Source organism: Streptomyces sp. NRRL WC-3742, from assembly GCF_000720635.1.
Taxonomy (GTDB): domain Bacteria; phylum Actinomycetota; class Actinomycetes; order Streptomycetales; family Streptomycetaceae; genus Kitasatospora.
The window spans coordinates 29799-51453 of sequence record NZ_JOCF01000053.1; the positions used below are offsets into that span (position 1 = coordinate 29799).

Annotated in this window: 20 protein-coding genes; all 20 read right to left on the bottom strand. The window is 70.6% G+C overall.

Features of this window, described 5'->3' with window-relative positions; translation table 11 throughout:
- Positions 1-134 precede the first annotated feature (134 nt).
- On the bottom strand, positions 135-518 hold the full coding sequence (locus tag IH61_RS0126720) for a F0F1 ATP synthase subunit epsilon (protein ID WP_031074277.1): 384 nt from the start codon (positions 516-518) through the stop codon (positions 135-137).
- A 183-nt stretch (positions 519-701) separates the two neighbouring features.
- Positions 702-2147 carry a F0F1 ATP synthase subunit beta gene (gene atpD, locus IH61_RS0126725; protein ID WP_031074279.1) on the bottom strand — a complete coding sequence of 482 codons (1446 nt, stop codon included), beginning with the start codon at positions 2145-2147 and terminating at the stop codon, positions 702-704.
- A 2-nt stretch (positions 2148-2149) separates the two neighbouring features.
- Positions 2150-3064, bottom strand: a complete 915-nt coding sequence (locus tag IH61_RS0126730) for a F0F1 ATP synthase subunit gamma (protein WP_031074282.1) — start codon at positions 3062-3064, stop codon at positions 2150-2152.
- Positions 3065-3096: 32 nt separating this feature from the next.
- Positions 3097-4671: a F0F1 ATP synthase subunit alpha gene (gene atpA / locus IH61_RS0126735; protein ID WP_031074284.1), complete on the bottom strand. Its 1575-nt coding sequence runs from the start codon at positions 4669-4671 to the stop codon at positions 3097-3099.
- A 156-nt stretch (positions 4672-4827) separates the two neighbouring features.
- Positions 4828-5643 (bottom strand): F0F1 ATP synthase subunit delta, encoded by an 816-nt coding sequence (locus tag IH61_RS0126740; RefSeq protein WP_031074285.1) that lies wholly within the window; start codon positions 5641-5643, stop codon positions 4828-4830.
- Positions 5640-6197 (bottom strand): F0F1 ATP synthase subunit B, encoded by a 558-nt coding sequence (locus IH61_RS0126745; protein ID WP_031074287.1) that lies wholly within the window; start codon positions 6195-6197, stop codon positions 5640-5642. Before IH61_RS0126745 ends, IH61_RS0126740 begins: the two co-directional genes overlap by 4 nt.
- 34 nt (positions 6198-6231) lie before the next feature.
- Positions 6232-6468: an ATP synthase F0 subunit C gene (gene atpE, locus IH61_RS0126750; RefSeq protein ID WP_031074289.1), complete on the bottom strand. Its 237-nt coding sequence runs from the start codon at positions 6466-6468 to the stop codon at positions 6232-6234.
- A gap of 92 nt (positions 6469-6560) precedes the next feature.
- Entirely contained in the window at positions 6561-7373 is an 813-nt protein-coding gene (gene atpB / locus IH61_RS0126755) for a F0F1 ATP synthase subunit A (RefSeq protein ID WP_031074291.1), read from the bottom strand.
- A gap of 285 nt (positions 7374-7658) precedes the next feature.
- Complete coding sequence (locus tag IH61_RS0126760; RefSeq protein ID WP_031074292.1) at positions 7659-8102, bottom strand: hypothetical protein; 444 nt, start codon at positions 8100-8102, stop codon at positions 7659-7661.
- Between the two features lie 297 nt (positions 8103-8399).
- Positions 8400-9677 carry an MraY family glycosyltransferase gene (locus tag IH61_RS0126765; RefSeq protein ID WP_037973406.1) on the bottom strand — a complete coding sequence of 426 codons (1278 nt, stop codon included), beginning with the start codon at positions 9675-9677 and terminating at the stop codon, positions 8400-8402.
- Between the two features lie 239 nt (positions 9678-9916).
- Positions 9917-11197 (bottom strand): serine hydroxymethyltransferase, encoded by a 1281-nt coding sequence (gene glyA, locus IH61_RS0126770; protein WP_031074298.1) that lies wholly within the window; start codon positions 11195-11197, stop codon positions 9917-9919.
- A gap of 78 nt (positions 11198-11275) precedes the next feature.
- Positions 11276-11917 carry a low molecular weight phosphatase family protein gene (locus tag IH61_RS0126775; protein ID WP_051838077.1) on the bottom strand — a complete coding sequence of 214 codons (642 nt, stop codon included), beginning with the start codon at positions 11915-11917 and terminating at the stop codon, positions 11276-11278.
- Positions 11918-11949: 32 nt separating this feature from the next.
- Entirely contained in the window at positions 11950-12597 is a 648-nt protein-coding gene (locus IH61_RS0126780; protein ID WP_031074301.1) for an L-threonylcarbamoyladenylate synthase, read from the bottom strand.
- 91 nt (positions 12598-12688) lie between these two features.
- A complete protein-coding gene (prmC, locus tag IH61_RS0126785) occupies positions 12689-13555 on the bottom strand; it encodes a peptide chain release factor N(5)-glutamine methyltransferase (protein ID WP_031074303.1) in 867 nt (288 codons plus the stop codon).
- A gap of 61 nt (positions 13556-13616) precedes the next feature.
- Entirely contained in the window at positions 13617-14696 is a 1080-nt protein-coding gene (gene prfA, locus IH61_RS0126790; RefSeq protein WP_031074306.1) for a peptide chain release factor 1, read from the bottom strand.
- 159 nt (positions 14697-14855) lie between these two features.
- Positions 14856-15077 (bottom strand): 50S ribosomal protein L31, encoded by a 222-nt coding sequence (gene rpmE, locus IH61_RS0126795; RefSeq protein ID WP_031074308.1) that lies wholly within the window; start codon positions 15075-15077, stop codon positions 14856-14858.
- Positions 15078-15214: 137 nt separating this feature from the next.
- Positions 15215-16327, bottom strand: a complete 1113-nt coding sequence (locus IH61_RS0126800) for an LCP family protein (protein WP_031074310.1) — start codon at positions 16325-16327, stop codon at positions 15215-15217.
- 139 nt (positions 16328-16466) lie between these two features.
- On the bottom strand, positions 16467-18593 hold the full coding sequence (gene rho, locus IH61_RS0126805) for a transcription termination factor Rho (RefSeq protein ID WP_031074313.1): 2127 nt from the start codon (positions 18591-18593) through the stop codon (positions 16467-16469).
- Between the two features lie 592 nt (positions 18594-19185).
- Positions 19186-20124, bottom strand: a complete 939-nt coding sequence (gene thrB / locus IH61_RS0126810) for a homoserine kinase (protein WP_031074315.1) — start codon at positions 20122-20124, stop codon at positions 19186-19188.
- 424 nt (positions 20125-20548) lie between these two features.
- Complete coding sequence (thrC, locus tag IH61_RS0126815) at positions 20549-21646, bottom strand: threonine synthase (protein ID WP_051838068.1); 1098 nt, start codon at positions 21644-21646, stop codon at positions 20549-20551.
- Between the last annotated feature and the right edge of the window lie 9 nt (positions 21647-21655).

Here is a 21655-nt window from a genome sequence, read left to right on the forward strand (position 1 = left end):
CTCGCTACCCGTTCCCCGTTGACGGTCGAATCGAGCGACCGCGATGACCTACCAACTACGACGACAGTCCCGGGGTCACGCTCACGCGTCCCCGGGACCGTCGATCGACCCCGGTACGCCGGGGCCAGGCACACTCAGGCGTGGACCTTGAGGCCGCGCGCCGCGAACAGACGCACCTCGGCGCGACGCTCGGCGTGCTCGTCCAGGTCCGACTTGGCCTTCTCCAGCGCGCGCTCGGCGCGGGCGACATCGATCTCGTCCGCCAACTCGGCGATCTCCGCGAGCAGAGACAGCTTGTTGTCGGCGAAGGAGATGAAGCCGCCGTGCACCGCGGCGACGACGGTGCCGCCGTCCACCGTGCGAATCGTGACGGGACCGGTCTCCAGCACGCTCAGCACCGGGGTGTGGCCCGGCATGATGCCGGTGTCACCGGAGGCCGTACGGGCGACGACGATGGTGGCCGCACCGGACCACACCTTGCGGTCGGCTGCGACCAGCTCGACGTGCAGCTCAGCCAACGTGGGCTCCTAGGCTCAGGCAACCCCCGATTACTCGGGAGTTTCGGTAAGAATAACGGCCCCGCGCCCCCGGCATGAAACCGGCGGCACGGATTTGACCGGAATCACAGCCGATGCGACGTGAGGGGTGGACCCCAGGCTCGGGGGCCACCCCTCACGGTCACTGGCTGCTACCGGCCGCGACTACTTCTTCGCCAGCTCGGCGGCGTTCTTCTCGAGGTCCTCGATGCCACCGCACATGAAGAACGCCTGCTCGGGAACGGCGTCGTACTTGCCGTCCGCGATGGCGTTGAACGCCTCGATCGTCTCCGACAGCGGGACGGTCGAGCCCTCGACACCGGTGAACTGCTTCGCCACGTAGGTGTTCTGCGAGAGGAAGCGCTCGATGCGACGGGCACGGTGGACCGTGACCTTGTCCTCCTCGGACAGCTCGTCGATACCGAGGATCGCGATGATGTCCTGGAGGTCCTTGTACTTCTGCAGGATGCCCTTGATACGGATGGCCGTGTCGTAGTGCTTCTGCTCGATGTACCGCGGGTCGAGGATGCGGGACGTGGAGTCCAGCGGGTCGACGGCCGGGTAGATGCCCTTCTCCGAGATCGGGCGCGACAGAACGGTCGTCGCGTCCAGGTGGGCGAAGGTGGTGGCCGGGGCCGGGTCGGTCAGGTCGTCCGCGGGGACGTAGATCGCCTGCATCGAGGTGATCGAGTGACCGCGGGTCGAGGTGATGCGCTCCTGGAGGAGGCCCATCTCGTCGGCCAGGTTCGGCTGGTAGCCCACCGCGGAGGGCATGCGGCCGAGCAGGGTCGACACCTCGGAACCGGCCTGGGTGAACCGGAAGATGTTGTCGATGAAGAGGAGCACGTCCTGCTTCTCGACGTCACGGAAGTACTCCGCCATGGTCAGCGCGGACAGCGCGACCCGCAGACGGGTGCCCGGCGGCTCGTCCATCTGGCCGAAGACCAGCGCGGTCTTGTCCAGAACGCCCGAGTCGACCATCTCGTCGATGAGGTCGTTGCCCTCACGGGTGCGCTCGCCGACACCGGCGAACACCGACACACCACCGAAGTTCTCGGCGACGCGGTAGATCATCTCCTGGATCAGAACGGTCTTGCCGACACCGGCACCACCGAACAGACCGATCTTGCCACCCTGGACGTACGGGGTGAGGAGGTCGATGACCTTGATGCCCGTCTCGAACATCTCGGTCTTGGACTCGAGGTCCTTGAACGCCGGGGCCTTGCGGTGGATCGGCCAGCGGACCTCGACCTGCTTGTCGAACTCCGCCTGGTCCACGTTCAGCACGTCACCGAGGGCGTTGAACACCTTGCCCTTGGTGATCTGGCCGACCGGCACCGAGATGGCGGCACCGGTGTCGGTCACCTGCGCGCCACGGACGAGGCCGTCGGTCGGCTGCATCGAGATGCCGCGGACCATGCCGTCGCCGAGGTGCTGGGCGACCTCGAGGGTGAGGATCTTCTTGCCGGTGCCGTCGGGGTTCTCGACCTCGACGTGCAGGGCGTTGAACATGTTCGGAATCGCGTCGACGGGGAACTCCACGTCGACGACCGGGCCGATGACCCGCGCGACGCGGCCCGTCGCCGTGGTCGGCTCAACAGTGGTGGTCATTCTCATTCGCTCCCGCGGCTAGCGTCGGCGAGGGCGTTGGCACCGCCGACGATCTCGCTGATTTCCTGGGTGATCTCGGCCTGGCGGGCCGAGTTGGCAAGCCGCGTGAGCGACTTGATGAGCTCGCCGGCGTTGTCCGTCGCGCTCTTCATCGCGCGGCGGCGGGCGGCGTGCTCGGAGGCGGCCGACTGCAGCATCGCGTTGTAGATCCGGCTCTCGACGTACCGCGGCAGCAGGGCGTCGAGGACGCCCTCGGCCGACGGCTCGAAGTCGTACAGCGGGAAGATCTCCGCCTTGGCCGGCCGGTTGTCGCTCAGCTGGACCTCGTCCAGCTTGAGCGGCAGCAGCCGGGCCTCGACCGCGTTCTGCGTCAGCATCGACACGAACTCGGTGGAGACCAGGTGCAGTTCGTCCACACCGCCGGTCTCCGCTGTGAAGGCTTCGATCAGCTCGGCCGAGACCGTCTTCGCGTCGCCGTAGGTCGGCTTGTCCGAGAAGCCCGTCCACGAGCCCGCCACCGAGAGGTTGCGGAACGCGTAGTACGAGACGCCCTTACGGCCGATGATGTACGTCGCCACGTCCTTGCCCTCGGCGCGCAGACGCTCGGTGAGCGTCAGCGATGCCTTGATGGCGTTGGACGAGTAGCCGCCCGCCAGACCGCGGTCCGCCGTGATCACGAGGACGGCGACGCGCTTGGCGTCCGGGTTCTCGGTCGTCAGCGGGTGCTTGGCGTTGGACCGGGTGGCCACCGCCGTCACCGCCCGGGTGAGCTCATCGGCGTACGGAGTGGAGGCGGCCACCGCGCGCTGCGCCTTGACGATGCGCGACGCGGAGATCATCTCCATCGCCTTGGTGATCTTCTTCGTCGCGGTGACAGAGCGGATCCGGCGCTTGTAGACCCGAAGCTGTGCTCCCATGGGTCGTTACGTCCTTTCCCTCGCTACCGGACTCAGACCTGCTCGGACAGCAGCTTGCCGTCGGCGGTCTGGTAGCCGGCCTTGAAGCTCTCGATCGCGCTGGTCAGGGCGTCGACGGTGCCGTCCGCGAGCAGACCGGTCTCGACGATGCCGGCGAGCAGGTCCTTGTGCTGCAGGCGCACGTGGTCCAGGAACTCGCGCTCGAAGCGGCGGATCTCGGCGACCGGGACGTCGTCCAGCTTGCCGTTGGTGCCGGCCCAGATCGAGACGACCTGCTCCTCGACCGGGAAGGGCTGGTACTGACCCTGCTTGAGCAGCTCCACCATGCGGGCGCCGCGCTCCAGCTGGGCCTTCGAGGCCGCGTCCAGGTCGGAGCCGAAGGCGGCGAACGCCTCGAGCTCGCGGTACTGGGCGAGGTCCAGACGCAGGCGGCCGGCGACGGAGCGCATGGCCTTGATCTGGGCGGAGCCACCGACGCGGGAGACCGAGATACCGACGTTCACGGCCGGGCGGATGCCGGCGTTGAACAGGTCGGACTCCAGGAAGCACTGGCCGTCGGTGATGGAGATGACGTTGGTCGGGATGTACGCCGAGACGTCGTTCGCCTTGGTCTCGATGATCGGCAGACCGGTCATCGAGCCGCCGCCCAGGGCGTCGTTCAGCTTGGCGCAGCGCTCCAGCAGACGGGAGTGCAGGTAGAAGACGTCACCCGGGTACGCCTCGCGGCCCGGCGGGCGACGCAGCAGCAGGGAGACGGAGCGGTAAGCCTCGGCCTGCTTCGACAGGTCGTCGAAGATGATCAGGACGTGCTTGCCGGCGTACATCCACTGCTGGCCGATGGCCGAACCGGTGTACGGGGCGAGGTACTTGAAGCCGGCCGGGTCGGAGGCGGGAGCAGCCACGATCGTGGTGTACTCCAGCGCGCCGGCCTCCTCCAGGGCGCCGCGGACGGACGCGATGGTGGAGCCCTTCTGACCCACGGCGACGTAGATGCAGCGGACCTGCTTCTCCGGGTCGCCCGAGCGCCAGTTGTCGCGCTGGTTGATGATCGTGTCGACGGCCACCGCGGTCTTGCCGGTCTGGCGGTCGCCGATGATCAGCTGGCGCTGGCCGCGGCCGATCGGGGTCATCGCGTCGATGGCCTTGATACCGGTCTGCAGCGGCTGCTTGACCGACTTGCGGGCCATGACGCCGGGGGCCTGCAGCTCAAGGGCACGACGGGTCTCGGCGACGATCTCGCCCAGACCGTCGATCGGGTTGCCCAGCGGGTCCACGACGCGGCCGAGGAAGCCGTCGCCGACCGGAACCGAGAGGACCTCGCCCGTGCGGCGCACGGTCTGACCCTCCTCGATGCCGCCGAACTCACCGAGGACGACGACACCGATCTCGCGGGTGTCGAGGTTCAGCGCGAGGCCGAGCGTGCCGTCCTCGAACTTCAGCAGCTCGTTCGCCATGACCGAGGGCAGGCCCTCGACATGGGCGATGCCGTCCGCCGCGTCAGTGACCTTGCCGACCTCTTCCACAGAAGCGGCGTCCGGCTGGTACGACTGGACAAAGTCGGCCAGCGCGTCCCGGATCTCCTCCGGACGGATCGTAAGCTCCGCCATCAGGCTTCCCTGCTCTCCTAGTTTGCGATCCTCGGCCCGCCATTGAGGGCCGCAAGTATTCGACTCTCGGCCGGGTCTACCGAACCGGCCGTACGATTTCCCGGCTCCGCGCTGGAGCCGGTTCCCGACCGAGGGTCGGATGTGCTGCTTCGGTGCTCAGCCTTCGAGCGACTGACGAGCGCCTTCGAGGCGGCTCGACACGGTGCCGTCGATGATCTCGTCGCCGATCTGCACCCGGACGCCGCCGACGACCTCGGGGTCGACGTCGATGTTCAGGTGGACACGGCGGCCGTACATCCGGCCCAGAGCGCCGGACAGGCGCTCCTTCTGGGTGTCCGACAGCGGCACCGCGGTGGTGACCAGGGCCACCATGCGGTCACGGCGAGCGGCGGCGAGCTTCGAGTAGGACTCCAGGCCCTGCTCCAGGCTACGGCCACGCGGCGCGTTGACGAGGGCGATGACCAGCCGGACGGAGCCGGCGTTGGCGCGGCCGCCGAGGAGCTTGGTGATCAGCGCGGCCTTGGCGGCAGCGCCGGCCTTCGGCTCGGTCAGCGCGGCGCGCAGCTCGTGCGAGCCGCTCACCACCCGGCCGAACCGGAAGAGCTCGTCCTCGACGTCGTCCAGGGCGCCGGCCCTGTCCGCCGCGATGATCTCGGCGTACGCGGAGAGTTCCTCGATCGCGTCCACCAGGTCACGCGAACCCGACCAGCGGGAGCGGACCAGACCGGAGACCAGGTCCACGGCCTCGCCGGAGACCTGACCGGTCAGGAGCGAGGAGGCCAGCTGGGCCTTGTCCTGGCCCGACCGCGAGGGGTCGGTCAGGACTCGGCGCAGCGACACCTCGCGGTCCAGCACGGCCGTCACGGCGGTGAGCTCCTCGGCGAGCTTGGCCGCGTCCACCGAGGTGGAGTCGGTCAGGCTCTCCAGGTTCGTCCGGCCGGCGAGGAGTGCCTCACGGCTGGCGCCGATCACTTGGCCGCACCCTGAGCAACGGTGGCCTTGGCCTCCAGCTCGTCCAGGAAACGGTCGACGACGCCGCTCTGGCGGGTGTGCTCCTCGAGGGACTCACCCACGATGCGGGAAGCCAGCTGGGTGGCCAGCGAACCCACGTCCTGGCGCAGGGCGGTGGTCGCCTGCTTCTTGTCGGCCTCGATCTGCGCGTGACCGGCGGCGACGATGGCCTCGCGCTGACGCTGGCCCTCCTCGCGCATCTCGGCGAGCTGGGCAGCGCCCTGCTCGCGAGCCTGCTCGACGATCCGGGCAGCCTCGTGGCGCGCCTCGGCGAGCTCGGCGCGGTACTGCTCAAGCAGGGCCTGGGCCTCGGCCTGAGCGGCCTCGGCGCGCTCCATGCCGCCTTCGATGGCGTCCCGGCGCTCCGACAGCACCTTCTCGATGCTGGGGAGGAGCTTCTTGCCGAGCAGACCGAAGACGATGAAGAAGCAGAGCAGGCCGATAACGATCTCGGGCGTGTTGGGGAGAAGAGGGTTCATCTTCTCCTCAGCCGCGAGCTGAGCCACGATGCTCATTTCTGGACCTTCCTCGAAAGGGTCTGCGGCAGGATTACTTGTTGCCGAAGACGAACGGCATGACGATGCCGATGAGGGCGAGCGCCTCGGTCAGCGCGAAGCCGATGAACATGTTGGAGCGGATGAGACCGGCAGCCTCGGGCTGACGGGCCATCGCCTGGACACCGTTGCCGAAGATCAGACCGACACCGATGCCGGGGCCGATGGCGGCGAGGCCGTAGCCCAGGGAGGCGACGGAACCGTAGACAGTGCCCTCAGCGAGGATGCTCATTGACGTTGTCCTTTGCAGGGGTGGTGAACCGGTGGTGATTGGCCACCGGGCGATCCGGGAGGTGGTTCATGCGAGGCTCAGGGCCTCGGGGCTCAGTGCGCCTCTTCCAGGGCACCGGCGATGTAGCTGCTGGCCAGCATCACGAAGATGTACGCCTGCAGGAACTGGACCAGCAGCTCGAAGGCGGTCAGGCCGACGGCGACGATGAACGAGGCCGAGCCGTAGAGCGCGCCGAGGGACGGGCTGAGCAGGTACCAGGAGGCGATGGAGAACATCACGATCAGCAGGTGGCCGGCGAACATGTTCGCGAAGGCTCGGACCGCGAGCGTGAAGGGGCGCACGAAGATGTTCGAGAAGAACTCGATCGGCACCAGGATGAACATGACCCAGCCGGGGATGCCCGACGGCCAGCAGAGGTTCTTCAGACCGCCGACGAAGCCGTGCTTCTTGAAGGTCAGCGTCATGTAGGTGATCCACACGACGGCCGCGAGGCCGGCCGGGAAGGCGATCGCCGCCGACACGGGGAACTGCGCGAAGGGGATGATCGACATGATGTTCATCAGCCAGATGAAGAAGAACATCGAGACGAGCATCGGGACGTACTTCTCGCCCTTCTTGCCGATCGTCTCCAGCACGATGGAGCGCTTGACGAAGTCGTAGCCGATCTCGCCGACCAGCTGCAGCTTGCCGGGGACCAGGCGCGGCTTCGCGAAGGCGGCCCAGAAGAACACGACGACCAGCAGCGCGACGATGATCGACAGCAGCATCGGCTTGTTGAAGTCGACGCCGCCGATCGTGAAGATCGGCTTGAACTGGAACTCGTTCAGACCCGGGGCCGGGAAGCCGCAGCCAGCGTCCCCGAAGTGGCAACTGCCTGAGGCGAGGGACGTGAGGTCAGAACTCACCACGGACTCCTTCGTCGTGACGCATGGATACGGCAACCTCGGTGTGTCGGCGTGGCCTGCGGCCACAAGGCGGCACTGGAACTTGATGGGTTTCTCGCCGACCCCACCCGGCGGTGCGCTGCACCACCGCGGGATCATCGAAGACTGCGCGGGTCCGGGGGGCGATCCGTCCGGTGTCAGGACAGACCTGGCCGCTTCCCGTACTCCGTTGTTGCGACGGACGATAGCAGCCCGTCAGTGCGGCATAAACACCGCCCCCCTCGTTGGGGGGACAGTTGGGCCTCGTCACTGTTGACGACCCTTGTCGGAGGGCTTGTCGCCCTTGCTTTCCGAGGCGTCGGGGTCGACGTAGAAAGTCTTGGCCTTGAGGGCGCCGCGCACCTGGAAGCCCGTCCAGATCAGCGCGCAGCCCAGCAGGGTGAAGGCGAAAGCCTGTCGGTGGAAGAGGTCGGTGTCCTTGAACACGGCGAGCACGATGCCGACCAGCAGGATCTGCGTGGTGTACACGAGGAGCGCCGCGGCCATCATGATCTGCGGGTTCGACCTGGTCAGCCGGTCGAGCGCGAACTGGCCGAAGCTGAAGAAGGCCATCACGAGCAGCGAACCGAAGAGGGCGCCGAGCAGACCCTTCCCACCGGCGACGGCGAAGGAGATCGCCATGGCGATGATCCCGGCGACCGCAGTGGGGATCGCGGCGCCTCGGAGAATCCGGGCGTCGGTGGACGGCATGTCGGCAGCTCCGGCGGCATGTCGATGTGGCGGGGGACGGGGCACAACGGCGGTGGTGAGACCTTCCGAGAATCAGCCGCCGGGCCGCCCGCGGGAGCGGCGGGCCCGTCGAAGGAGACCGACCAGGGACGGAAGTCCTCCACCTGTCAGGTCTTTCGGCGTGTTCTCGGTACTCGTGAACGGTATCACAAACTATTTGATGAGAGCTTTACCATGAATGTGTGGCACCTGTCACACTGACGGAGCAACGCATCCGCCGTTCGGGTGAGCCCGTTTGACGCAACGTCAACTCACCCGTCAGCGACGGCCGCCGGCCTTGTCCTGCGGCGGCGGCGCCGAGGAGCCCCGGCTCGCTTCACCGAGAATCTGCTTGTCCTTCGCCGACAGTTCGGCCATCGGGCCCGACTGCTGACGCCGGTACCGCGGGGGGACGAAGGACTGCACGGCCTTCGGGGCGGTCGGCCGGAAGCGCGGGGTCAGGAGCACCACCAGGCCGACCAGGCACAGGCCCGCGAGGGTCAGCACCACGGTGCGCCCGGTGTTGGTCACCGAGAAGGCGACGGTGCCGAAGGCGATCAGCGCGGCCCAGAAGTACATGATCAGGACGGCACGGCTGTGCGAGTGCCCGACCTGCAGCAGCCGGTGGTGCAGGTGGCGCTTGTCCGCGGCGAACGGCGACTGGCCGGCCCAGGTGCGGCGCACGACGGCGAGCAGCAGGTCCGCCAGCGGCAGCGCGATGACGGTCAGCGGCAGCAGCAGCGGGACGTAGATCGGCACGAGGGCGTGCACGGTGGCGGTCTGCGACCCGGTCTCGCTGGTGATCAGGTCGGGGTCGACGCGGCCGGTGATGGAGATCGCGGCGACGGCGAGCATGAGGCCCAGCATCATCGAGCCGGAGTCGCCCATGAAGATCCGCGCCGGGTGCATGTTGTGCGCCAGGAAGCCCAGGCACATGCCGATCAGCAGCACGCTGAACAGCACGGCGGGCGCCGCGTCGGTGATCGTGTAGCCGTACCAGAGGCGGTAGCTGTACAGGAAGAAGGCCATCGCGGCGATGCAGACCATGCCGCCGGCCAGGCCGTCGAGGCCGTCGATGAAGTTCACCGCGTTGACCATGACGACGACCAGGATGACCGAGATGACCATGCCCTGGGTGGGGCTGACGGCGACGGCGCCGACACCGGGCACCGGGATGGTGATGACGGTGACGCCCTGCCAGACCATCACGCCCGCGGCGATCATCTGACCGCCGAGCTTGACCAGCGCGTCCACGCCCCACTTGTCGTCGAGCACTCCGAGCAGCCACATGATCCCGGCGCCGGAGAGCAGGGCGCGGATGTCGGTGCCGCCGGAGAAGACCTTGCTCAGGTTGTCCAGCTGCGAGGCGACCAGGATGCCCGCGCAGAGCCCGCCGAACATGGCGATGCCGCCCAGACGCGGGGTGGGCTCGCGGTGCACGTCACGGGCGCGCACCGGCGGCATCGCTCCGGCCGCGATGGCGAACTTCCGCACGGGGCCGGTCAGCAGGTAGGTGACGGCGGCGGTGCAGAACAGCACCAGCAGATACTCACGCACCACTGGCCTCCTGCATCACTGTCGAACGGGGAGGTACCGAAGGTACTCCCCTGCGTTCCCGGGGTTCGAGGTGCGTCGCCACGGCACACACCTTATTGAGTCGGACGCCCGGTCCGTGCATCGCGGTTCGCCCTCCCGGGTAGGAGAACCGAATACCTGCTCTCCGGTTCCGCCTCCCGCCCGTCCCGTTCCGGGTCAGCGCCGGGTCAGCGCCGGGCCAGCTCCGGGTCAGCTCGGGCTCAGCGCCGCTCGGCGAAGGCCGCCGCCAGGCTCCGTACGCGCTCGCGAACGCCCTCGGTGACGGGCCGCGAGAGCGCCTCGACGATCAGCTCGGCGATCCGCCTCAGCTCGCCCTCGCCCATTCCCTGGCTGGTCACCGTACCCGTGCCCAGCCGGATGCCGGAGGCTTCGGAGGGCGGCGCCGGGTCGTACGGCAGCGCGCACTTGCCGAGCAGCAGCCCGGCCGCCGCGCAGCGCCGCTCGGCCTCGGCGCCGGTGACGCCCAGCGCGCTGACGTCGGCGGTCACCAGGTGGGTGTCCGTCCCGCCCGTCAGGGGGCGCAGACCGGCCTCTGCGAGCCCCTCCGCGAGCGCCTGCGCCCCGGAGACCGCCCGCGCCGCGTACGCCCGGTAGGCGGGCGTGGAAGCCTCCGCGAAGGCCACCGCCTTGCCCGCCACCTCGTTCATCGCCGCGCCGCCCTGGCTGAACGGGAACACCGCCCGGTCGATCCGCTCGGCCAGCTCCGCCGTGCACAGCAGCAGACCGCCGCGGGGGCCGCGCAGCAGCTTGTGGGTGGCCGCCACCGTCACGTCCGCGTACGGCACCGGCGAGGGCGCCAGGCCCGCCGCGACCAGGCCCGTGGTCTGCGCGACGGAGGCGATCAGGTAGGCGTCCACCTCGTCGGCGATCTCCCGGAAGGCCGCCCAGTCCACGTGCCGGGGGTAGGAGATCGAGCCGGCCACGATGGCCTTCGGCCGCTGCAGCCGGGCGAGTTCGCGCACCTGGTCGAGGTCGATCAGGCCGTCCTCCTCGCGCACGCCGTACCCGGTGAAGGCGAACCAGCGGCCGGAGAAGTTGGCCCGCGAACCGCAGCTGAGGTGGCCGCCGTGCTCCAGCGACATCGCCAGCACGCCGTCGCCGGGCTTCAGCAGCGCCGCGTACGCCGCCAGCATCGCCGAAGTCCCCGACCGGGGCTGGACGTTGGCGTGCGGGGCGGCGAACAGCTCGCGGGCCCGGTCGATCGCCAGCAGCTCGGCGGCGTCCGCGAGCGCGCACCCGGTGTGGTGCCGGCGGCCGGGGTAGCCCTCGGCGTACTTGTCGATCAGCGGCCCGGTCAGCGCCGCCAGGACGGCCGGGCTGGTCAGGTTCTCCCCCGCCAGCAGCTGGACCGTCTCCGCCCGGCGCTCGGCCTCCGCCGCCAGCAGGTCGGCGATCTGAGGGTCCGCCCGGTGCAGCGCCTCGGACGCCCAGGGGCGCCCCGTCGTCGTGGTCGGGCCGGTCGGGGCTTCGGTGACGGTCATGGCGGGGCTCCCGGGCACGTGCGGGGACGGTGCCTCCAGCGTAGGACCGCACCCCCGGCCCGGCCCGCTGGACAGGGCCTACCGGTGGGCGGACAGGCCCGTCAGAGCGGTGACCACCGGGTCGACCGCGTGGAATATCTCCTCGCCGCAGTTGCGGAACATGCCGATCGGTGCCCCGTACGGGTCGTCCAGCTCGTCCGACTCCGGGGTGGCGGCCAGCAGCCAGCCGCGCAGCGCGGCGGCCGCGCGGACCAGCGCGCGGGCCCGCTCGGTGACGTCGGCACCCCGGCGCGGGTCCGGCAGGGTGCCGGGGTCGATCGTGCGCACCAGGCGGGTGAACTCCTTCAGGGTGAAGGTGCGAAGGCCCGCCTCGTGGCCCATCGAGATGACCTGGGCGCGGTGGTCCAGGGTCGCGGTGAGCACGAGGTCGGCCTCGACCACGTGCTCGTCCAGCAGCTCACGGCCCGTGAAACCGCCGCTGTCGGCGCCGTACTCGTCGAGCACGGTCGCCGCGTGCGCCTCCATCGGCGCGCCCTCGTGGCCCCAGGTGCCGGCACTCTCCACCAGGATCCGGCCGGCCACCCGGGGGCTCAGCCGGGTGTCCAGCTCACGCCGGGTGAGCCGCTCGGCTATCGGCGAGCGGCAGATGTTGCCGGTGCAGACGAACAGGATGCGGAAGTGGTCCAGCGGCCTGGGGCCCACGCTCAGGTACGGCGCTATGCCGGGCCCGGCATGGAGCGAGGCGACGGCCGTCAACTGCCGGCCTCCAGGTCGGGGACGACCTCCCTCAGCTGCTCGATGCTGATCGCGCCGGCCCGCAGGAGGACCGGCACCTTTCCGGTGACGTCGACGATGGACGAGGCGGTGGCGTAGTCCGCCGCGCCGCCGTCCAGGTAGACCGAGATGGCGTCGCCGAGCTGCTGCTGGGCGTCGTCGCAGGTGACCGGGGACGGGCCGCCGGTCTTGTTGGCGCTGGAGACGGCGAGCGGGCCGGTGTTGTTCAGCAGCTCGATGGCCACCGGGTGCAGCGGCATCCGGACGGCGACGGTGCCGCGGGTCTCGCCGAGGTCCCAGCGCAGCGAGGGCTGGTGCTTGGCGACGAGGGTGAGCCCGCCGGGCCAGAAGGCGTCGACCAGCTCCCACGCCTGCTCGGAGAAGTCGGTGACCAGGCCGTGCAGGGTGGTCGGCGAGCCGACGAGCACGGGCGAGGGCATGTTGCGGCCACGACCCTTGGCGGCCAGCAGCTCGCCGACGGCCTCCGGGGAGAAGGCGTCCGCGCCGACCCCGTAGAGGGTGTCGGTGGGCAGCACGACGAGTTCGCCGCGGCGGATGGCCGAGGCGGCCTCACGCAGGCCGGTCGTGCGGTCCCCGGCGTCGGCACAGTCGTAGCGGCGGCTCATCGGTGCGGTTCCCTTCCGAAGTGGCTCATGGCAGCGCGGCCGACGCCGGTCACGACCCGACCCTGCGGGCCGTCGTACAGCGTCGGATTGTTCACGACCCGACCCTGCGGGCCGTCGTGAAGCGGGGCCGGTTGTTCAGGTCGCGGTGGTCCGCGGTGTCCGTCCAGCCGTGTTCCTCGTTGAAGATCCACGGCACCTGCCCGCCCTGCTGGTCGGCGTGCTCGATCACCACCGCGCCGCCCGGGCGCAGCAGCCGGGCGGCCACGCGCTCGATGCCGCGGATGGTGTCCAGGCCGTCCTCGCCGGAGAACAGGGACATCTGCGGGTCGTGGTCCCGGGCCTCCGGTGCGACGTACTCCCACTCGGTGAGCGGGATGTACGGCGGGTTGGAGATCACGAGGTCGAAGCGGCCGTCCCAGGAGCGGTCGTCCTGGAACGCCTTGGTGGCGTCGCCGGCGTGCAGGGTGACCCGGGCGCGGTCGGGGCTGGCCTCGATGTTGCGCCGGGTGTACTCGAGCGCGCCCTCGTCGAGTTCGAAGGCGTGCACGGTGGAGCGCGGCAGTTCCTGCGCCAGGGCGAGGGCGATCGCGCCGGAGCCGGAGCAGAGGTCGACGACCAGCGGCTCGGCGACGTCCATCTCGCGGACGGCCTCTATGGCCCACTCGACGACGGTCTCGGTCTCCGGCCGGGGCACGAACACCCCGGGGCCGACCTGCAGTTCGAGGTAGCGGAAGAACGCCCGCCCGGTGATGTGCTGCAGCGGCTCGCGCGCCTCGCGGCGCGAGACGGCCTCCCAGTAGCGGGCGTCGAAGTCGCCGTCCTGCACGGTGTGCAGCTGGCTGCGCTTGACGTGGTGGACGTAGGCGGCGAGCTCCTCCGCGTCGAAGCGCGGCGACGGCACGCCGGCCGCGGCCAACCGCTGGGTGGCCTGGGCCACCTCGGCGAGCAGCAGGTTCATCCGTACGACCTCTTGTTTCTGCGCCCCGGCTCCACGCTCGGCCGGCCGGGGCGCGCCGGTCTCAGTTCTGTTGCGCCGCGGCCAGCTTGGCCGCCGCGTCCGCGTCGACGCAGGACTGGATCACCGCGTTCAGGTCGCCGTCCAGGACCTGGTCCAGGTTGTACGACTTGAACCCCGTGCGGTGGTCCGAGATGCGGTTCTCCGGGTAGTTGTACGTCCGGATGCGCTCGGAGCGGTCCACCGTGCGGACCTGGCTGCGGCGCGCGTCCGAAGCCTCGCGCTCGGCCTCCTCCTGCGCGGCGGCCAGCAGCCGCGAACGCAGGATGCGCATCGCCTGCTCCTTGTTCTGCAGCTGGCTCTTCTCGTTCTGGCAGGACGCCACGATACCGGTCGGCAGGTGGGTGATCCGGACCGCGGAGTCGGTGGTGTTGACCGACTGGCCGCCGGGGCCGGAGGAGCGGTAGACGTCGATGCGCAGGTCGTTGGCGACGATCTCGACCTCGACCTCCTCCGCCTCGGGGGTGACGAGCACGCCCGCCGCGGAGGTGTGGATGCGGCCCTGGGACTCGGTGGCGGGGACGCGCTGCACGCGGTGCACGCCGCCCTCGTACTTCAGCCGGGCCCAGACGCCCTGGCCGGGCTCGGTGGCGCTGCCCTTGGTCTTCACGGCCACGGAGACGTCCTTGTAGCCGCCGAGGTCGGACTCGTTGGAGTCGATGATCTCGGTCTTCCAGCCGATCCGCTCCGCGAAGCGCAGGTACATCCGCAGGAGGTCGCCGGCGAACAGGGCGGACTCCTCGCCGCCCTCACCCGCCTTGATCTCCAGGATGACGTCCTTGTCGTCGCTCGGGTCGCGCGGCACCAGCAGGAGGCGCAGCTCCTCGGTGAGTTCCTCGCGGCGGGCCTCGGAGTCCTTCACCTCGGCGATGAACTCCGGGTCTTCGGCGGCGAGTTCGCGGGCGGCCTCGATGTCCTCCCCGGCCTGGCGCCACGCCCGGTACACCCGGGTGATCGGCGTCAGCTCGGCGTAGCGCTTGGCCAGCTTGCGGGCGTTGGCCTGGTCCGCGTGGACGGACGGGTCTGCCAGCCTCGTCTCGAGGTCGGCGTGCTCGACGAGGAGCTCTTCGACTGCCTCGAACATGGGGTGGCCTTCTTCCCGGGGATCGGATCGGTGAGGGGACGCGGGCGGCGCGGGCCGCTCGTACGGCGTGTACGGCGCGTACGGGGGGACGCGAACGGCGCCGGTCCCCAGCGCCCCCGTGAGAGTACGGGGGCACCGGGAACCGGCGCCGAGGGAGCGCTAGCCCTTCGCGCTGTGCTGCTTGCCGAAGCGGGCCTCGAAGCGGGCCACGCGGCCACCGGTGTCGAGGATCTTCTGCTTGCCGGTGTAGAACGGGTGGCACTGCGAGCAGACCTCGGCGCGGATCTCGCCACTGGTCTCGGTCGAGCGGGTGGTGAACTCGGCGCCGCAGGTGCAGGTCACGCGGGTGACCACGTACTCCGGGTGAACGTTGGACTTCAAGGGGTTCTCCTAGGTTTCGGGAGGGTACCGGGTCGGCGGCTGAGTGCCGCACGTGAACCGGGACCGACGTACCAGTCTGCCAGGACCGGCCGCATCTTCCCAAACCGGGTCCCGTTCCCGGATATTCCGGGCGCCGCTCAGCGGGCCGGAGCGGCCTTCCTCGAGGGGCCGGCGGGAGCCTTCGGGGCGGCGGTGGGCGAAGCCTGCGCGGGGTTCTCGGGCTGCGCCGAGACGACGGCCTGCGGGATCGCCTGGTCGGCCCTGAGGGCCGCCCACAGCTGCCCTGCCTGCGGCTGCTGCGGGACGACGCGGTTGGGGTCGCTGGGGGCCGTGACGACCGGCAGGGTGGCCATGTCGAGCTGGTCGGGCCCGATCCCCTTGAGCTCCTGCACCAGCCCCACCAGGGAGTTCACCGAGCCGAGCGCGGAGTCGGTGGTGATGCTCCTGGTGACGGTGTCGCCGAGCGCCCACGCCTTGAGCGGGTCGGTGAACAGCCCGGCGCCGCCGGCCTGCTTGAGCAGCGACTTCACCATCTGCTTCTGCAGCTCGATCCGGCCGAGGTCGCTGCCGTCGCCGACGCCGTGCCGGGTGCGGACGAAGGCCAGCGCCTGCTGCCCGTCCAGGTGGTGCTCGCCGGCCGGCAGGTCGAGCCCGCTGTCCTTGTCGTGGATGGCCACCGTGGTGGTCACGGTGGCCCCGCCTATCGCGTCGACGACCCGGGCGAAGCCGGCGAAGTCGATCTGCACGTAGTGGTCCATCCGCAGCCCGGTGAGCTGCTCGGTGGTCTTGACGGCGCAGACCGCGCCGCCGGTCTCGAAGGCGCTGTTGTACATCGCGCGCTTCACCGCCGGGACGGTCTTCCCGGAGACGTCGGTGCAGGCGGGCCGGTCGACCAGGGTGTCGCGCGGGATCGAGACGACCTGCGCGCGCGAGTGGTCCTGGCTGATGTGGACCACCATCGCGGTGTCCGAGCGGGCGGTCTCGCCGACGGCCCCGCCGGCGAGGTTGCCGTTGTCCCCGGACCGCGAGTCGGAGCCCAGGACGAGCATGTTGAAGGAGCCGTCGGTGGCGGCCGGCGGACGGGCGTCGCCGAGCTGTCGGTTGATGTCGACGCTCTTGATGTTGTCGTTGAGCCGCACGTACGCGTACACGGCCGCTCCGCCGCCCAGGACGACGAGCGCGACGAACGCGCAGGCGGCCACCCGCAGGACTTTGCGGCGGCGACTCGGGACCCTCTTGTGCTCGGCCATACGGTCCAGAGTAAATCGGACAAGTAGCCGAAATGGCCCCAAGTCGTCCCGAGCTTGAAACAGACCCCGACCGGACGCACCGAACCCCGGACCGCTCGCGCGGTCCGGGGTTCGGTGCTCGACAGCCGTACGGCTACGGTCAGTCGCCGGAGCCCGGGGTGGTCTTGGCGATCTGCATCAGGAACTCGGCGTTGCTCTTGGTCTGCTTCATCTTGTCCAGCAGCAGCTCGATCGCCTGCTGCGAGTCGAGCGCGTGCAGCACCCGGCGCAGCTTCCAGACGATGGCCAGCTCCTCGCTGCCGAGCAGGATCTCCTCCTTGCGGGTGCTGGAGGCGTCCACGTCGACGGCCGGGAAGATGCGCTTGTCCGAGAGCTTCCGGTCGAGCTTGAGCTCCATGTTGCCGGTGCCCTTGAACTCCTCGAAGATCACCTCGTCCATGCGCGAGCCGGTCTCGACCAGCGCGGTGGCCAGGATGGTCAGCGAGCCGCCGTTCTCGATGTTGCGCGCGGCGCCGAAGAACTTCTTCGGCGGGTACAGCGCGGTCGAGTCGACACCACCGGACAGGATGCGGCCGGAGGCCGGCGCCGCCAGGTTGTAGGCGCGGCCCAGGCGGGTGATCGAGTCCAGCAGGATGACCACGTCGTGGCCCAGCTCCACCAGGCGCTTGGCGCGCTCGATGGCCAGTTCGGCGACGGTGGTGTGGTCCTCGGCCGGGCGGTCGAAGGTCGAGGAGATGACCTCGCCCTTGACCGACCGCTGCATGTCGGTGACCTCTTCCGGACGCTCGTCGACCAGGACGACCATCAGGTGGCACTCGGGGTTGTTGTGGGTGATCGCGTTGGCGACCGCCTGCAGCACCATCGTCTTGCCGGTCTTCGGCGGCGCGACGATCAGACCGCGCTGGCCCTTGCCGATCGGCGACACCAGGTCGATGATCCGGGTGGTCAGCACGCCCGGGTCGGTCTCCAGGCGCAGCCGGTCCTGCGGGTACAGCGGGGTGAGCTTGTTGAACTCGGGGCGGCCGCGGCCGCTGTCCGGGTCCATGCCGTTGACGGAGTCCAGCCGCACCATGGCGTTGAACTTCTCGCGGCGCTCGCCGTCGCGGGGCTGGCGCACGGCGCCGGTGATGGCGTCGCCCTTGCGCAGGCCGTTCTTGCGGACCTGGGCGAGCGAGACGTAGACGTCGTTCTGGCCCGGCAGGTAGCCGGAGGTGCGCACGAACGCGTAGTTGTCGAGGATGTCCAGGATGCCCGCGACGGGAATCAGGACGTCGTCCTCGCCGACCTGCGGCTCGGCGACAGCGGGGCCCTCGAAGCCGTCACGGCCACGGCGGCCACGGCGGTCTCGGTAGCGGCCACGGCGGCCGCGACGGCCGTCGCCGAACTCGTCGTCGTCGAAGGCGCCGCCGCCCTGCTGGGTCTGCGGCTGCTGGGTCTGCTGGCCGCCCTGGCGGCTCTGCTGGCCCTCGCCCTGGCTCTGCTGCTGGCCGCCCTGCTGGGTCTGGCGCTCGGTGCGGTCGGCACGGTCGCGGCGGTTGCGGCGGTCGCGGCGCGACTCGCGGCCGTCGGCGTCCTGGCCCTCGCCGGCGTCCTGGACGCGCTCGGTGCGGTCGGTGCGGTCGGCACGGTCGGTGCGCTCGCCGCCCTCGCGGCGGTCGCGGCGCTCACGCCGGTCGCGGCGGGTCTCCCGGCCGTCCTCGCGGCTCTCGAAGGCGCGGGTCTCACCCGTGCGGGCCTCGGCCTGCTTGGGCTCGGCGACGACGACGGCGGCCTCGGCCCCGGTCTCGGCGACGGGGGCTCCGGCGGCCGAGGTGGCACGGCGGCGCGGGCGCTCGGTACGGGCGGGCGCGGCGGTCTCGGCGGCGGCCTGGACCGGGATGTCGATCTGGGCCTGCTGGGCCTCGGCGGTGGCCGGGGCCTCGGCGGCCGCGGCGGCGGCCTTGGTGCGGCGGGCCGGCTTCTCGACGGTCTCGCCCTCCGCCTTCGCGGCGGTGCGCTTGGCAGCGGCCGGGGCGGCGCCACCGGCGGCGAGCAGCGGGTCCCCGCCGCTCTTCTCCTTGATGGTCTCGATCAGGCTGCTCTTGCGCATGCGTCCGGTACCGGTGATGCCCAGGTCCGCGGCGAGCTTCTGCAGCTCGGCCAGAACCATGCCGTCCAGGCCGGCGGCGGCACTGCGGCGGCGCCGCGCCGGGGCGGCGGGGGCGGCGGCTGCGTCCGACGCCTCGGCGTCCGGGCGCGCGCCCATCAGATCGGTGGAGTCGCTCACTAAGGGTCCTTCCCTGGAGCGGACGTCGGCCTGTCTGGCTCGGCGACCGGTTGTGCTGTCCTGACCAACGCTCGACTGCGTCGGTCCGAGGCGGTGATCCCCTCGAATGGCGGGAGCCCGTCGAGGGATAGCTGGGAGGTGCGGTGCTTGAAGCACTGTGGTGCTGAGTGGCGCGTGGGCCGGTCGGTGTCGACCTCCCCTGAGGGCGTTGCCCCCACGCTGCCTGTGAATCCCGGGCCCCCGTCGCGTGACGGTGGCCCGCGCTCCGCCCGTCCTGGCCTCCGGGTGGTGGAGGCCGCGGGTGGGAGTCAGGTGCCGTCACGGCTTCGGGATGCGGCCGCGTGTCGCGCAGGCAGGCTGCGTACGCGCTGCGGTGGGCTCCCGGAGAATCGTCGCCCCGTACATCGCCGCGACTCCACGGCCGTGGAGTGCTGGGATCGGGACGCGGCGCACCGAGCCCCGGAGGGCACCTGGTGCAGCAATGAGGTTAACACTACCGACCCCCTCAGACATTCCCCGGCCTCAGGCTTGCCAATCGTGTCCGGAGGGCCCGGCTCTGCGCCGGGCCCCAACGCCCTGTTCAGCGCCTGTTTCAGGCGTCCATCGGCAGCACGGTGGCCCCGGTCCGGTCGACGCCCAAGCGGTGTGCGGCGAACGCCGGATCGCCGCCGTGGCCGTGGTGTCCGGCGAAGGAGAGCACCTTGTCGGCGTTCGCCTCGTCGGTCAGCGCGAGCACCGTCGGACCGGCGCCGGAGATGACGGCCGGGACGCCCTCGGCGCGCAGCGCGCCGACGAGTCCGGCGCTGTCCGGCATCGCGGAGGCGCGGTAGTCCTGGTGCAGCCGGTCCTCGGTGGCGGCGAGGAGCAGCTCGGGGCGCCTGGTCAGGGCCTCGACGAGCAGCGCGGAGCGGCCGGCGTTGACGGCGGCGTCGGCCAGCGGGACGGTCCTGGGCAGCAGGCCGCGGGCGGTCTCGGTGAGCACCTCGCCGGACGGCACGAACACCACGGGGACGACCTGGTCGGAGGGCTCCAGCGTGACCGCCTTCGCCGTCTCCTCCTCCGTCCACGCGATGGTGAAGTTGCCGCGCAGACAGGCCGCGACGTTGTCGGGGTGGCCCTCCAGCTCGGAGGCGAGGGCCAGCAACGCGTCGTCGTCGAGCGCGGAGGGGCCGCCGATGGTGACGGCCCGGGCGGCGACGATCCCGGCGCAGATCGCTGCGGAGGAGGAGCCGAGGCCCCGGCCGTGCGGTATCCGGTTGGCGCAGACCACTTCGAGGCCGCGGGGCTGCCCGCCGAGCCGGTCGAAGGCGGCGCGCATCGAGCGGACCAGCAGGTGGCGCTCGTCGCGCGGCAGCGTCTCGGCGCCCTCGCCGGCGATGTCGACGGAGAGGCCGGAGTCGGCGACCCGGACGACGACGTCGTCGTACAGACCCAGGGCGAGTCCGAAGGCGTCGAAGCCCGGACCGAGATTGGCGCTGGTCGCGGGAACCCTGACCCGGACGGCGGCGGCACGGAACGCTGGACCGGCCATGCGGTGGACTCTCCTGGGGAAATCGTGGCGGCGCGGATCGCGTCGTCGGTGCGAGGGTGGGGAGGGCGCCGCGGGCCCCGTCCGGGGCGGGCGGTCTCGGTCGTCGGCACGGCCCCTACCAGGCCGAGCCCGGGGCAGGTGCCAAACGGCCGGAGCCAGACTATCGAAGAGAGGTTCCCCAGTGGTACACCCCGCGGGCCTTCGATCTGGTGTGTTGCCGCTTCTGGCCGGAATGCGCCCCGGAACGGCTTCGCAATCACCCCGGAATCACTCGGGAATCGCACCGGAAAGCAGGCCGGGATTGACACCAAAGTGTCAATCGGGGGACGCCGAAGGACCGACCCTCGAAAGGGTCGGTCCGTCGGGACGTCAGGCCCCGTGCGGCGGGCGGGGGTCGGTCGGTCCAGCAGGTCGGTCCAGCGGGTCAGTCCAGCAGGCCCAGGCGGCGGGCGGCCGCCTCCGGGTCGACCGGGACGATCTGCGGCTGCGGCGCGCCGGCCACCGCCCAGTCCGGGTCCTTGAGGCCGTTGCCGGTCACGGTGCACACGATCCGCTGGCCGGGGTCGACGAGGCCGGCCTCCGCCTTGGCGAGCAGACCGGCCACCGAGGCGGCCGAGGCGGGCTCGACGAAGACACCCTCCTGGGACGCCAACAGCCGGTAGGCGCTGAGGATCTGACGGTCCGTCACCTTGTCGATGAGGCCGCCGGACTCGTCCCGCGCGGCGAGCGCGAAGTCCCAGGAGGCCGGGTTGCCGATGCGGATCGCGGTGGCGATGGTCTGCGGCTTCAGCACCGGGGCGCCGTCCACGATCGGGGCGGAGCCGGACGCCTGGAAGCCCCACATGCGCGGGGTGCGCGCGGCGAGGCCGTCGGTGGCGTATTCGCGGTAGCCCTTCCAGTACGCGGTGATGTTGCCCGCGTTGCCGACGGGGAGGACGTGGATGTCGGGGGCGTCGCCGAGCATGTCGACGATCTCGAAGGCCGCCGTCTTCTGGCCCTCGATGCGCACCGGGTTCACCGAGTTGACCAGCGCCACCGGGTACTTCTCGGACAACTCGCGCGCGAGCGTCAGGCAGTCGTCGAAGTTCCCGTCCACCTGGAGGATCCGGGCGCCGTGCACCAGCGCCTGGCCCATCTTGCCCAGGGCGATCTTGCCCTGGGGGACGAGCACCGCGCAGACCATCCCGGCGCGCACCGCGTACGCGGCGGCGGAGGCCGAGGTGTTGCCGGTGGAGGCGCAGATGACGGCCTGGGCGCCGTCCTCCTTGGCCTTGGAGATGGCCATCGTCATCCCGCGGTCCTTGAAGGAGCCGGTCGGGTTGGCGCCCTCGACCTTGAGGTAGACCTCGCAGCCGGTGCGCTCGGACAGCACCTGGGCGGGGACGAGCGGCGTGCCGCCCTCCAGCAGGGTGACCACCGGGGTGGTCGCGGAGACCGGCAGGCGGTCCCGGTACTCCTCGATCAGGCCGCGCCACTGGTGGGTGTGCGCGCCTCGGACGACGTTCTCGGCAACGGCGTTCATGGCTGTTCC

What these genes read in the sequence shown, in the direction of transcription:
- thrB (WP_031074315.1), bottom strand. Translation starts at nt 20,124, where the DNA reads ATGGCCGGTCCAGCGTTCCGTGCCGCCGCCGTCCGGGTCAGGGTTCCC.
- IH61_RS0126745 (WP_031074287.1), bottom strand. Translation starts at nt 6,197, where the DNA reads ATGAGCATCGTGGCTCAGCTCGCGGCTGAGGAGAAGATGAACCCTCTT.
- atpE (WP_031074289.1), bottom strand. Translation starts at nt 6,468, where the DNA reads ATGAGCATCCTCGCTGAGGGCACTGTCTACGGTTCCGTCGCCTCCCTG.
- IH61_RS0126760 (WP_031074292.1), bottom strand. Translation starts at nt 8,102, where the DNA reads ATGCCGTCCACCGACGCCCGGATTCTCCGAGGCGCCGCGATCCCCACT.
- atpA (WP_031074284.1), bottom strand. Translation starts at nt 4,671, where the DNA reads ATGGCGGAGCTTACGATCCGTCCGGAGGAGATCCGGGACGCGCTGGCC.
- IH61_RS0126730 (WP_031074282.1), bottom strand. Translation starts at nt 3,064, where the DNA reads ATGGGAGCACAGCTTCGGGTCTACAAGCGCCGGATCCGCTCTGTCACC.
- atpD (WP_031074279.1), bottom strand. Translation starts at nt 2,147, where the DNA reads ATGACCACCACTGTTGAGCCGACCACGGCGACGGGCCGCGTCGCGCGG.
- thrC (WP_051838068.1), bottom strand. Translation starts at nt 21,646, where the DNA reads ATGAACGCCGTTGCCGAGAACGTCGTCCGAGGCGCGCACACCCACCAG.
- prfA (WP_031074306.1), bottom strand. Translation starts at nt 14,696, where the DNA reads ATGTTCGAGGCAGTCGAAGAGCTCCTCGTCGAGCACGCCGACCTCGAG.
- prmC (WP_031074303.1), bottom strand. Translation starts at nt 13,555, where the DNA reads ATGAACCTGCTGCTCGCCGAGGTGGCCCAGGCCACCCAGCGGTTGGCC.
- IH61_RS0126780 (WP_031074301.1), bottom strand. Translation starts at nt 12,597, where the DNA reads ATGAGCCGCCGCTACGACTGTGCCGACGCCGGGGACCGCACGACCGGC.
- IH61_RS0126800 (WP_031074310.1), bottom strand. Translation starts at nt 16,327, where the DNA reads ATGGCCGAGCACAAGAGGGTCCCGAGTCGCCGCCGCAAAGTCCTGCGG.
- glyA (WP_031074298.1), bottom strand. Translation starts at nt 11,197, where the DNA reads ATGACCGTCACCGAAGCCCCGACCGGCCCGACCACGACGACGGGGCGC.